The organism is Streptomyces sp. NPDC007907, from assembly GCF_042959365.1.
In the GTDB taxonomy this organism is placed as follows: domain Bacteria; phylum Actinomycetota; class Actinomycetes; order Streptomycetales; family Streptomycetaceae; genus Streptomyces; species Streptomyces indiaensis.
On sequence record NZ_JBIBKR010000010.1, the window covers coordinates 240,919 to 253,416 of the forward strand.

Sequence of the window (12,498 nt, forward strand, 5' to 3'; positions counted from 1 at the left end):
GCGTGCGGCGTGCCACCGTGTCACTCGTTCGTGGATCCATGTTTCACCGCCGTTTTCCCAGGTGGTCGCGTATTTCACTGTTGTTGCGCGTCGTGTGCGAGGAGGGCGATGTGCACCGAGGCGGCCTGCTCGAAGTCGTCGAGGTCCACCCCGAGGCGGACCTGTATGGCCTCCAGGCGGCGGTAGAGGGCGGGCCGCGAGACGTGGTGGAGCTGAGCGGTGCGGGACTTGTTGCGGCCGGTGGCGAGGTAGGTGCGCAGGACCGGCAGCAGGTCCTCGCCGCTCTCGCGCAGCAGCCCGTCCAGCTCACGCTCCGCGAAGGACTGCACGTGCGGGTCGTCGCGCAGCAGCCGGATCAGGCCCCGCAGGTGGACGTCCTTCAGGCGCACGACCGGCGGGAGGCCGAGGACGGCGGAGGAGTCGGCCACGGCGTCCGAGACGTGCTGCGCCTCGCGCAGTCCGCTGGGTACGTCGTCCCATGCGGCGCGGGGTTCGGCCGCGGCGACGACCGTGTGGTCCGGGCCGGACTCGGTGCGCAGCCGGGTGGCGAAGTGCGCGGTGAGGGCGCCCGCGTCCTGGTCCCGGGGGCCGCTGAGCAGCACGGCGGTGGCCCCGTCGGCGAGTTCGGCGACCAGTCCGGGCAGGCCCAGCAGCCGTAGGAGGCGTTCGAGCCGGGCGGGGTCGCCGTCGCGGACGACCAGCGGCACGAAGGTGCGCCGGTTGACGGGCAGTCCGGCCGCCCGCGCCCGGGGCAGCAGTTGCCGCGCCGGTACGACGCCGCTGACCAGGTCGGTGAGCAGGCCCTGCGCGGACTGTTCCTCCCAGGAGCACGCGGCGCCGCCGCCGAGCATGCGGTGCAGGACGAGGGCCTCGGCGGCGCGGTCGGCCAGCAGCCGTCCGGTGGCGGTGTCGCCGCGGTAGCCGCACAGCACGATCCGGCCCCAGCGTTCGCCGCGCCCGCCCAGTTCGGCCCGGATCCAGCCGTCGCCCTCTTTACCTCCCCCAGTGCCTGAACGGCCTGGGTGGTGCCCCCACGCCTGCCGGGCGATGCGCTCCCAGTCGCGCAGCACGTCGTCGACCGCGGGCCGCTCCCCCGCCGTGCCGAGGACGCGGTGGGCGAGGTTGGTGACGACGACCGGGCAGGCGCTGTGCCTGGCGACCTCGTCGAGCAGGCGCTGCAGGGGTGCGCCGGCGGTGATGAGGGCGGTGAGTTCGGTGCGGACGGCCTCGGAGAGGCTGACGGCGGCGAACTTGCGCCGCACCAGGCGAGACTGGACCTCCTCGGTCAGGTCGGCGAAGGGGAACGGCCGGTGCAGCACGACCATCGGCAGTCCGCACCGCTCGGCGGCGCGGCGCATCACCTCCGGGGCGGTGGGGAAGGCACGGCCGAGTCCGAGGACGACGGCGGCGGCCTCGGCACGGTGCAGCGACCGGACGTAGTCGGCCTGCTTGTCCTCGTCGCCGGCGAGCAGCACACCGGTGGTGAGGACCATCTCGCCGCCGCTGAGCATCACCCCGACGTCGGCCGCCTCGGCGACGTGCACCCAGCGCACGAGCCGGTCGAGATGGGCCGCCCCGGCCACCACCTCGGGCTCCCCGGCGAGTACCCGCTCCAGGGTGAGGACCCGCCGCACCGACAGCGCGGGCTCCAGCGAATCCAGGGTGATCGTCATGGCGGGCCCCTTGCTCAGTGCACTGCTACGGGATGCTCCGCAGAGCGTTCTCGAGGATCGCGGCGCCCTCCTCGGCCTCCGCGACGTTGAGGGACAGCGGCGGGGCGACGCGCAGCGCACTGGTGTTGTGCCCGCCGCCCTTGCCGATCAGCAGGCCGCCCTCGCGGGCCGCCTCCAGGACGGCCGCGGCGGCCTGCGGATCGGCGTCGTCGGTCCCCGGTTCGGTGATCTCGATGCCGATCATCAGCCCGCGGCCGCGTACCTCCCGTACGGCCGGGACCTGCGCGGCGACGGCCCGCAGCCGCTCGATCAGCAGGCCGCCGACGCGCCGGGCGTTGCCCTGGAGGTCGTGTTCCAGCAGGTAGTTGAGGTTGGCGAGGCCCGCCGCCATGGTGATCTGGGTGCCGCCGAAGGTGGAGATGCTGTTGGAGTCCAGGCAGTTCATGATCTCGGAGCGGGCGACGACCCCGCCGATGGACATGCCGTTGCCGATGCCCTTGGCGAAGGTCATGATGTCGGGCGGTCCGTTCCGCCCGTGCGCCTGCCAGCCCCAGAAGTGCTCACCGGTGCGGCCCCAGCCGGTCTGCACCTCGTCGGCGATCCACAGGATGCCGCGCTCGTGCAGCACCTCCCGGAAGGCGGCGTAGAGACCGTCCGGTGGTGCCGTGAACCCGCCCACGCCCTGGACGGGTTCGGCGATCAGCGCGGCCGGTGCGCGGGTGTGCCCGAGCAGGTCCTTCAGGTCGTCGACGCAGGCCGCGATGTAGGCGTCGTCGCTGAGCGAGGCGAACGGGCCGCGGGTGCGCACGCCGCCGTGCACGTACAGCGTCTGCAGCGGGGACAGCGAGGTCGGGGACCAGCCGCTGTTGCCGGTGATGCCGACGGCACTGAAGGAACGGCCGTGATAGCTGTTGCGCATGGCCAGGATCGTGTTGCTGCGCCGGTAGGCGGTGGCCAGCAGCAGAGCGGTGTCGTTGGCCTCGGTGCCGGAGGTGGTGAAGAAGACGCGGGCGTCCGGGATGCCGCTCAGCTGGGCGATGCGTTCGGCGAGTTCGACCATCGGGCGGTTGAGGTAGAGGGTCGAGGAGTGGATGATCCGCCCGGCCTGCTCGCTCACCGCCTTGGTCACCTCGGGCAGCGCGTGGGCCGTCATCGTGGTGAGGATGCCGCCGAAGAAGTCGAGGTACCGGTTGCCCTGGGCGTCCCAGACGTGGCGGCCCTCGCCGTGGGTGATCTCGAGGGGCTCCTCGTAGTAGAGGGCGAGCCAGTCGGGGAGCACGGCCCGGTGGCGGCCCAGGAGGTCGTTGGTCACGGCTTCACCAGCCCTTCGTAGGCGTCGGGGCGGCGGTCGCGGTAGAAGGCCCACGTCTGCCGCACCTCTTCGATGAGGTCGAGGTCGATGTCCCGGACCAGGAGCTCCTCCTCGCTGTCGCTGGCGACGTCCCCCACGAACTGCCCGCGCGGGTCGACGAAGTAGCTCGTGCCGTAGAAGTCGTTGTCGCCGTACTCCTCCTGGCCGACCCGGTTGATCGCGGCGATGTAGTACCCGTTGGCGACGGCCGCCGCGGGCTGCTCCAGCCGCCACAGGTGCGACGACAGGCTCCGGTGGGTCGCGGAGGGGTTGTAGACCAGCTGGGCACCGGCGAGCCCGAGCTGGCGCCAGCCCTCCGGGAAGTGGCGGTCGTAGCAGATGTACACGCCGACCCTGCCGACCTCGGTGTCGAAGACGGGCCAGCCGAGGTTGCCGGGCTTGAAGTAGAACTTCTCGCGGAAGCCCTTGAGCTGCGGGATGTGGTGCTTGCGGTACTTGCCGAGGTAGGTGCCGTCGGCGTCGATCACGGCGGCGGTGTTGTAGTAGAAGCCGGGCTGTTCCGCCTCGAACACCGGCGCGACGATCACCATGCCGGTCTCGCGCGCGAGCGCCCGCATCCGCCGCACGGTCGGCCCGTCGGGGACGGGCTCGGCCCAGCGGTAGTGTTCCGGCTCCTCGACCTGACAGAAGTAGGGGCTGTTGAAGACTTCCTGGAAACCGATGATCTTCGCGCCCCGGCGGGCCGCCTCGCGGGCGTGCTCCTCGTGTTTCGCCACCATGGACTCGGTGTCGCCGGTCCAGGTGGCCTGGACCAGGGCGGCACGTACGACGTTGGCCATGAGCTGCTCCTTCGACGCGACGTCTGCGCCTCTACGCCCGTAGAAGCGGGCCGTAGAGCCACGAACGTAAGCCTCCGGCACGGGGTTGCCAAGACCATCGTCGCCAACCCGCGGGGCATTGCGCGATTCGCACTCCTGTGGGTGAGTCGCCCCGGACCCGGCCGCACCGGTCAGGCGGCGAATCCGGCGACCCGCAGGGCGTGCACGAGGTCCCAGTACCGTTCGTCCGAGACACCCCGCGCGGCCTCCAGCAGGAGCGGTACGAGGCGCCCCGGCTCGGGTTCGGCGCTGCGCGCGGCCTCCTCCGGAGCACGGGCCCTGACGTACGCGTCGAGCAGCACCCGCACCTCGCGGTGGCACCCCTCGGCGACCAGGCCGAGGACGGCCCGGCCGATCTCCCCCGCCGGTCGCGCGACCCCCTGCCGCAGCATCTGCCGGCCGTCGTCCGCCCGTCCGGCCGCGGCCAGCGCGTCGGCGGCGGCGACCAGCCGCCCGGCGGGCAGCGAGGCGGCCTCCCACAGCAGGGTCTGCCAGTCGGCGGTCAGCCCCGCCTGGTGCAGTCGCACCGCGAGAAGCGGAAACCGGCCGGGCTCCCAGCCGGCGACCTCGGCCAGCAGCGCGTGGGCCTCTCCGCTGCGCCCCTCGCTCCGCAGGCGGGCCAGCACGTCGACGGTCCGTCCGACTTCGGCCAGGTCCGCGGCCCCGACGGCGTCGTCCTCCCGCGCCGGCCGCTCCACCACGACCTCCTCGGCGGCCCCGGCGAAGCGCGCGCCGCGAGGGGAGCGACCGGTGGCTGCCGGGGCGGGTGCGGGCAGGGTCGGCACGACGACGGGCGGTACGGCGACGGGCACGTCCTCCTCATCCGCCATCCCGGCGAAGCGAGCACCACCCCGACGGCGCTTGCGCTGCTTGGGAGCGGCGGGGCTCGGGGCCGGGGGTTCGGGGGCGGTCGGGGCGGGTGCGGGGGCTGGGCCCTGGGGTACGGGAGCTGCCGGGCCGGGGGCGGGGGCCGGTGGCTCGGGGCCGACCGGGGCGGGGGCGAAGGGCTGTGCCGACGGCTCGCGGCTGACTGAGCCGGATGCAGGGGCCAGTGGTGATTCTGATGCCGGTGCGGGCGCGGCGGCCGCTACGGGCGCTGCGGCTGCCGCTGCGCCTCTGCCTGCGGCCGGGGCTGGGGCTTGGGCTTGGGCTGCGACTCGGCCTGCGGGTGGCGCTGCGACCGGGTCCGCGGTCGGCGCTGCGATGCGGCCCGCCGCTGCGGCTGCGTCCGCGCCTCGGCCTGCCGCCGCCGCTGGGGCTTGGGCTGCGGCTGGGTCCCCGGTCGGCCCTGCGATGCGGCCTGCCGCTGTGGCTGAGTCTGCGCCTCGGCCCGCCGCCGGGGCTGCGACTCGGCCCGCCGCCGCCGGGGCGTGGGCTGCGGGTGGGGCCTCTGCCGGGTGCCATGCCGTCGGGGGCGCCCCCCGCCCGCGCCGGTCCACGTAGGCCATCCGTGCCCGCAGTTCCGCGCATCGCGCGCCGGCCCGTTCGTAATCGTCCTGGGCCCAGGCCAGGTCCAGACGCAGGGCGTCCGCCTGTTCGCGGGTCGTGGCCGAGGTCAGGTGGCGGGCGAGGGCGGCCTGGCGTTCGGCGGCGTACCGCTGTTCGCGGAGCATGACGTCGAGACGGTCACCGAGTGCCTCGCGCCCCCCGGGCCGGGTGTCGTACGCGGCGAGCGCGGCGGCGTGCAGGGCGCGGGCCCGGTCCGTCTCCGGGCCGGCTCCCCCGGGGCCGTACTGCCCGGCGAGGTCCTGCAGCAGGGCCTCGACCACGTCCCAGGGCGGCATCTCGCGGCCCTCCAGGCAGGCCCGCATGCCGTCCGGGTCGCGCCGCCAGAACACGGCGCACCAGCCGCCGGAGGGGTCGAGGCGCGCCAGCAGACCGTTCAGGTAGGTCGTGAACTCCCCGATCTCAGCCGGGAGTTGGTCCGCCGCCATCGCTCAACTCCCGTGAGACCGGAGCACTCCGCCCCGTAGGCAACACGAGTCGTGTTACGGGAGTGCTACGGGGAGTTTTCACGCGCGGCGCAAGAGCCTCAGAGGGCCACCGGCACGCACTGCCCGGCCAGTTCGTCCATGGACAGCCCGAGGACTCCGGCCAGCGCGGCCACCGTGAAGAAGGCCGGGGTCGGGGCCCGCCCGGTCTCGATCTTCCGGAGGGTCTCCGCGGAGATGCCCGCGTTCGCCGCGATCTCCGTCATGCTCCGGCCACCACGCGCCTCGCGCAGCAGCCGGCCGAGCCGCTCGCCGCGTTCGCGCTCTTCGGGGGTGAGGGGGGTACGCACCATGCCCCCATTCTAATACCGGTATAGTAATTGGCATGGTGGAGCTGAAGACAGACACTTCTATCGACGCGATGCACGAGGCGGGCCAGGTCGTCGCCCGGGCCCTGACGGCCGTACGGAAGGCCGCCGGCGTGGGCGTCTCCCTGCTGGAGCTCGACGAGGTGGCACACGGCGTGCTGCGCGAGGCGGGCGCGTCCTCACCCTTCCTGGGATACCGGCCGTCCTTCGCGCCCACCCCCTTCCCCGCCGTCCTCTGCGTCTCGGTGAACGACGCGATCGTGCACGGGATCCCGGGCCGCTACCGCCTGCGCGACGGCGACCTGGTCTCCATCGACTTCGGCGCCGAACTGGGCGGCTGGGTCGGCGACTCGGCGCTCAGCTTCGTCGTGGGCACGCCGCGCGCGGCGGACCTCCGGCTGATCGAGACCGCCGAGCGGGCCCTCGCGGCCGGCATCGGGGCCGCCGTCGTGGGCAACCGCATCGGCGACATCGCCCACGCGATCGGCACGGTCTGCCGAGGGGCCGGCTACGGCATCCCCGACGGCTTCGGCGGGCACGGCATCGGCCGCCGTATGCACGAGGATCCCGGGGTGCCGAACGAGGGCCGGCCGGGGCGCGGCATGCGGCTGCGGCACGGCATGGTGCTGGCGATCGAGCCCATGGTCATCGAGGGCGGCACGGACGGCTACCACGCGGCGCCCGACGGCTGGACCCTGAAGACGAACGACGGCACCCGGGCGGCTCACGCAGAGCACACGGTGGCGATCACGGACGCGGGGCCGAGGATCCTGACCGCACGCTGACACGCGCCGGAATGATCCGGATACATCCCGAAGGTGCCCCTCGCCGACGATCGTGCGAAGGTGTTCTACGAGCGCGCCCCAGGTGTAACCGGCCGCCACCCGGGTTACCCGACCCCGGCACGTCGACAAGCGAGGGCGTCCCCCGCCCGCGCGCCGGGGACGCCGGGAACGGAAGGCCCATGAGCAGCGGCTTCACCAGCCCGGAGGGCTACGGCTCGGATCCCTTCGGAGAATTCCTCGCACGCTTCTTCGGCGGACCGCGTCCCGGTCCCCGGCAGGTCGATCTCGGGCGGCTGCTCAGCCAGCCGGCCCGGGAACTCGTCCGCGGCGCGGCCCAGTACGCCGCCGAGCACGGCAGCCGGGACCTCGACACGCAGCATCTGCTACGGGCGGCGCTCGCCACCGAGCCCACCCGCACCCTGCTCAGCAAGGCCGGTGCGAACCCCGACTCGTTGGCGTCGCAGATCGACGACCGGTCGGGGCCGGTCCAGCACAGCCGGGAGGACGCCCCGCCGCCGACCGCGCTGTCCCTCACCCCGGCCGCCAAGCGCGCGCTGCTGGACGCGCACGACATGGCCCGGGCCCGCGGCTACGGCTACATCGGCCCGGAGCACGTCCTGAGCGCCCTGGCCTCCAATCCCGACTCGGCCGCCGGGCACATCCTGAACGCGGCCCGCTTCGCCCCCTCGGAGCCGCCCGAGGCGCCCGAGGTCCCGCAGTCCGAGCGCCCGCGCCCGACGAACACACCGACCCTCGACAAGTACGGCCGCGACCTCACCGAGCTGGCCCGCCAGGGCCGGATCGACCCGGTGATCGGCCGGGACCAGGAGATCGAGCAGACCGTCGAGGTCCTGTCCCGGCGCGGCAAGAACAACCCGGTGCTGATCGGTGACGCGGGCGTCGGCAAGACGGCCATCGTGGAGGGGCTCGCGCAGCGCATCTCCGAGGCGGACGTGCCCGATGTCCTGATCGGGCGCCGCGTGGTCGCCCTGGACCTCACGGGCGTGGTCGCCGGCACCCGCTACCGGGGTGACTTCGAGGAGCGGATGAACAACATCGTGGGCGAGATCCGCGCCCACTCCGACCAGCTGATCATCTTCATCGACGAGCTGCACACGGTCGTGGGCGCCGGTTCCGGTGGCGGCGACGGCAGCTCGATGGACGCCGGCAACATCCTCAAGCCCGCCCTCGCCCGGGGCGAGCTGCACATCGTGGGCGCCACGACGCTGGAGGAGTACCGCCGGATCGAGAAGGACGCGGCCCTGGCCCGCCGCTTCCAGCCGATCATGGTGCCGGAGCCGACCGCCCCGGACGCCATCGAGATCCTGCGCGGCCTCCGGGACCGCTACGAGGCCCACCACCAGGTCCGTTACACCGACGAGGCGCTGGTGGCGGCCGTGGAACTGTCGGACCGCTACCTCACCGACCGCCGCCTGCCCGACAAGGCGATCGACCTCATCGACCAGGCCGGTGCCCGGGTGCGGCTGCGGGCCCGGACCAAGGGCACGGACGTACGGTCCATGGAGCGGGAGCTGGAGCAGCTGACCCGGGACAAGGACCAGGCCGTGGCCGACGAGCAGTACGAGCAGGCCACCCAGCTGCGCGACCGGATCATGGAGCTGAAGCAGCGGATCACCGAGGCCGGCGGCGACAGCGAGGTCGACGAGGGCCAGGACCTGGTGGTCGGGGCCGAGTCGATCGCCGAGGTGGTGTCCCGGCAGACCGGCATCCCGGTCAGCAGTCTCACCCAGGAGGAGAAGGACCGCCTGCTGGGCCTCGAGGAGCATCTGCACCAGCGGGTGATCGGCCAGGACGAGGCCGTGCGGGTCGTCTCCGACGCGGTGCTGCGCTCGCGTGCCGGCCTCGCGGCCCCCGACCGCCCGATCGGCAGCTTCCTCTTCCTCGGCCCGACGGGCGTGGGCAAGACCGAGCTGGCCCGGGCGCTCGCCGAGGCCCTGTTCGGCAGCGAGGACCGCATGGTCCGGCTCGACATGAGCGAGTACCAGGAGCGCCACACCGTCAGCCGGCTGATCGGCGCTCCGCCCGGCTACGTCGGCCACGAGGAGGCGGGCCAGCTCACCGAGGTCGTCCGCCGCCACCCGTACTCGCTGCTGTTGCTGGACGAGGTGGAGAAGGCCCACCCGGACGTCTTCAACGTCCTGCTCCAGGTCCTCGACGACGGCCGGCTGACCGACTCCCAGGGCCGCACGGTGGACTTCAGCAACACGGTCATCGTGATGACGAGCAACCTCGGCTCGGAGGTGATCACCCGCCGCGGCGCCACGACGGGCTTCGCGGCGGGCGGCGCCGACGCGGACGAGGAGGCCCGCCGCGAGCAGATCCTGCGCCCGCTGCGGGAACACTTCCGCCCCGAGTTCCTGAACCGCATCGACGAGATCGTCGTCTTCCGCCAGCTCACCACGGAAGAGCTCCGTCGGATCACCAACCTCCTGCTGGACCGCACCCGGTCCCTGGTGCGGGACAAGGGCGTCACGGTGACCTTCACCGACCGCGCGGTGGAGTGGCTGGCCGACCGCGGCTACCAGCCGGAGTACGGCGCCCGCCCGCTCCGCCGCACGATCCAGCGCGAGGTGGACAACGAACTGTCACGCCTGCTTCTGGACGGCAGGGTGTCGGAGAACGGCCGGGTGACGGTAGACGTGCAGGACGGCCACTTGGCGTTCGAGACCGATCAGGCAGCTGCGCCCTCGCCCTAGGTGCGCGGGGCTGTGTCGATGTGCGGCTCCGCCGCGTGGGCGCGACCGGCCCCCACGCCGCCGCACCCGGCACTCAACGCACAGGCCGCACCACCATCGCCGACCCCCCACCCCGCCGCACGGTCTCGGCGGCTGCCAGCCACTTCCCGCCGGGCAGCCGCTGCACCCCCGTAGCCGCGCCGATCTCCGGATTCACCTTGAAGGAGTGCCCGATCGCCTCCAGCTGCTTCCTGACATCACTGTCGAGACCCGGCTCCACCTCGGTCTGGGCGGCGTTGCGCTGACTCGCCCGGGGCGCCGCGATCGCGTCGACCAGCGGCAGCCCCCGGTCGACGAACCCGGTGAGCGTCTGCAGCACGGTCGTGATGATCGTCGCGCCGCCCGGCGACCCCAGTGCCACCACGGGCCGGTGGTGCCGGTCCAGCACGATGGTCGGCGAGATCGACGACCGCGGCCGCTTGCCCGGCCCGGGCAGGTTCGGGTCGTGCACGGCCGGGTTCGCCGGGGCGAAGGAGAAGTCCGTCAGCTCGTTGTTGAGGATGAACCCCCGCCCAGGCACGGTGATACCGCTGCCGCCGGTCTGCTCGATGGTGAGGGTGTAGGCGACGACGTTGCCCCACTTGTCGGCCACCGTCAGATGCGTGGTGCTGTCACCCTCGTAGGTGGTGGGAGCCGCCGTGCCGCCGGAGCCGCACCGCTGCGGATGGCGCGGATCACCGGGTGGCACCGGGCTGGTCAGCACGGCGTCGTCCTTGATGAGGCACTCGCGCGCGTCGGCGAACTCCTGCGACAGCAGTTCCTTCGTCGGCACGTCCTCGAAGGCGGGGTCCCCCACCCACCGGCCCCGGTCGGCGAACGCGATCCGGCTGGCCTCGATGAAGCGGTGCAGGTAGCGGGCCTTGCTCGCCTGGGAGAGGTCGGTCCGCTCCAGGATGTTGAGCGCCTCCCCGACGGTCGTACCCCCGGAGGAGGACGGAGCCATGGAGTAGACACCGAGACCGCGGTAGGACGTCTTCGTGGGTGCCTGGACCTTGGTGCGGTAGCGGGCGAGGTCCTTGGCGGTCAGGTCGCCGGGCCGGGCGTTCCAGCCCGAGCCGGGGTCCACCGGCGGCTTGTTGACCGTGTCGACGACGTCCCGGCCGAGCCGGCCGTGGTACAGGGCGTCGACCCCCTCGCGTCCCAACTCCGCGTAGGTGCGGGCGAGGTCGGGGTTCTTGAAGGTGGAGCCGACGACGGGGAGCCGTCCACCGGGCAGGAACAGCTCGGCGGTGTCCGGGAAGTAGCGGAAGCGGGCCTCGTTGGACGCCGTCTGCGAGCGGAAGGTCTCGTCGACGGTGAAACCGTCGCGCGCCAGCCGCTCGGCGGGCTTCAGGACGCCGGCGAGCCGCTTGCTGCCCCACTGGTCGAGCGCGGTCTGCCAGGTTGCGGGCGTGCCCGGGGTGCCGACGCTCAGGCCGCTGCTGACGGCGTCGGCGAAGGCGAGGGGTTTGCCGTTCTCGAGGAAGAGGTTCTTGTCGGCGCTCAGCGGCGCGGTCTCGCGGCCGTCGATGGTGCGCACCGTGCGGGACTTGGCGTCGTAGTACACGAAGTAGCCGCCCCCGCCGACCCCGGCGGAGTAGGGCTCGGTGACGCCGAGCGCTGCGGCCGTGGCGACGGCGGCGTCGACGGCGTTGCCGCCCTTCCTCAGGACCTCGATCCCGGCGGCGGAGGCGTCCGGGTCGACGCTGGAGACGGCGCCGCCGTACCCGACGGCCAGCGGGGTCTTCCCACCGCCCGTACCCGGCGGAGCCGACGGCGGCGCCGCCGCTCCCACCGACACCACCACGGCGGCCGAAACCGCCAGGACCGTCAGATTCCGTGCGACAGGGCGACGCATCCGCACCTCCAGTCAAAGGCCGTCCGCGCAGCTTAATTCATCGCCATGGTCGCGTCAGGCAGGCGTCGAACACCGGTGCGTCGGGCCGCTAGCATGCGCGCCCATGAATGACGACCTGCGCAACATCGTCCTGGGAGTGGTCGCGGCGGGCATCAGTGCCGCGCTCGGCTGGGTGACCCGCACCTATCTGTGGAGGCGCAAGCTCCGCAGGAAGCAGGCGTTCTTCGGGCTGCCCGACAACTCCGAGTCCCTGCTGGTGGTGAACCGCGGTGCGACCGGCCCCGAGTTCGCGGTGATGCGGTACGACGTGTTCGCGCTGCTCGAACTCGCCGCGCTGATCAAGGACTGCAACGCCCACGCCCAGATACTTCCGCACGACACCGCACGTCAGGGCTTCGGGGAGCGTACGGAGTTCTGCGTGGGCGGCCCGGCGTCCAACCGGAGGATGGCGGCCCATCTGTCGTCCCTGCTGCCGGGTGTGCGGGTGAACGTGGACGCCGAACCGGGCCCCGACCGGGGCGCGTTCCAGGTCGGCACCGAGCGCTACCGCGTGGACAACGGCAGGCAGGAGTACGCGCTGCTCGCCCGGCTCACCGCGGACCGCAGCCAGAACACCCGTCCGGTCTTCCTGTTCTGCGGCCAGACGTCGATCACCAACCAGGCCACCACCCGCTACCTCGCCCGCAACCACGAGCGCCTGACCCGCAAGTACGGCAACAGCTCCTTCGTGCTGCTGCTCAAGGTGATCAACTCGCAGGCGTACGGCCCGGACGTGGTCGAACTGGTGGAGGACGTGACGCGGGCGGCACAGACCCCGGTGCCCGCCGCGGCGACGCCGACTCCACGCAATGCGCACCGCGCCTCCTAGTGCCGCGGCAGGCAACGTTCGCCCCGTCGCGACGCCCGGCACGCCCTCTCGCCGTACCGGCCGAAAGCCCAAGTACGTCCAGTACGAGGG

The 12,498-nt window shown here is 72.9% G+C and carries 9 protein-coding genes; 3 read left to right on the plus strand and 6 right to left on the minus strand.

The genetic code is table 11. The features are described from left to right. Positions 1-74: 74 nt before the first annotated feature. The 5 genes from ACFZDI_RS34955 to ACFZDI_RS34975 form a co-directional block, all read right to left on the minus strand. Positions 75-1,673 (minus strand): PucR family transcriptional regulator ligand-binding domain-containing protein, encoded by a 1,599-nt coding sequence (locus ACFZDI_RS34955; protein WP_391256386.1) that lies wholly within the window; start codon positions 1,671-1,673, stop codon positions 75-77. Positions 1,674-1,698: 25 nt separating this feature from the next. Continuing rightward, positions 1,699-2,985 (minus strand): aspartate aminotransferase family protein, encoded by a 1,287-nt coding sequence (locus tag ACFZDI_RS34960; protein ID WP_234846275.1) that lies wholly within the window; start codon positions 2,983-2,985, stop codon positions 1,699-1,701. Then, positions 2,982-3,824 (minus strand): nitrilase-related carbon-nitrogen hydrolase, encoded by an 843-nt coding sequence (locus ACFZDI_RS34965; RefSeq protein ID WP_234846274.1) that lies wholly within the window; start codon positions 3,822-3,824, stop codon positions 2,982-2,984. The genes ACFZDI_RS34960 and ACFZDI_RS34965 overlap by 4 nt, the downstream gene beginning before the upstream one ends. A 170-nt stretch (positions 3,825-3,994) precedes the next feature. Continuing rightward, positions 3,995-5,797, minus strand: a complete 1,803-nt coding sequence (locus ACFZDI_RS34970; RefSeq protein ID WP_391256390.1) for a hypothetical protein — start codon at positions 5,795-5,797, stop codon at positions 3,995-3,997. Positions 5,798-5,895: 98 nt separating this feature from the next. Next, positions 5,896-6,147, minus strand: coding sequence for a helix-turn-helix transcriptional regulator (locus ACFZDI_RS34975; RefSeq protein WP_344368736.1), 252 nt, complete (start codon positions 6,145-6,147; stop codon positions 5,896-5,898). A 32-nt stretch (positions 6,148-6,179) separates the two neighbouring features. On the opposite strand from ACFZDI_RS34975, the gene map reads away from it, so the two are divergent. Continuing rightward, a complete protein-coding gene (gene map, locus ACFZDI_RS34980) occupies positions 6,180-6,947 on the plus strand; it encodes a type I methionyl aminopeptidase (protein ID WP_391256393.1) in 768 nt (255 codons plus the stop codon). A gap of 179 nt (positions 6,948-7,126) precedes the next feature. Next, a complete protein-coding gene (locus tag ACFZDI_RS34985) occupies positions 7,127-9,664 on the plus strand; it encodes an AAA family ATPase (RefSeq protein ID WP_391256395.1) in 2,538 nt (845 codons plus the stop codon). A gap of 73 nt (positions 9,665-9,737) precedes the next feature. Here the strand turns inward: ACFZDI_RS34985 and ggt are convergent, their stop codons facing one another. Beyond that, entirely contained in the window at positions 9,738-11,540 is a 1,803-nt protein-coding gene (gene ggt / locus ACFZDI_RS34990) for a gamma-glutamyltransferase (protein WP_391256397.1), read from the minus strand. Positions 11,541-11,643: 103 nt separating this feature from the next. Between ggt and ACFZDI_RS34995 the strand changes: the two genes are divergently transcribed. Further along, entirely contained in the window at positions 11,644-12,408 is a 765-nt protein-coding gene (locus ACFZDI_RS34995; protein WP_391256400.1) for a hypothetical protein, read from the plus strand. Positions 12,409-12,498 lie beyond the last annotated feature (90 nt).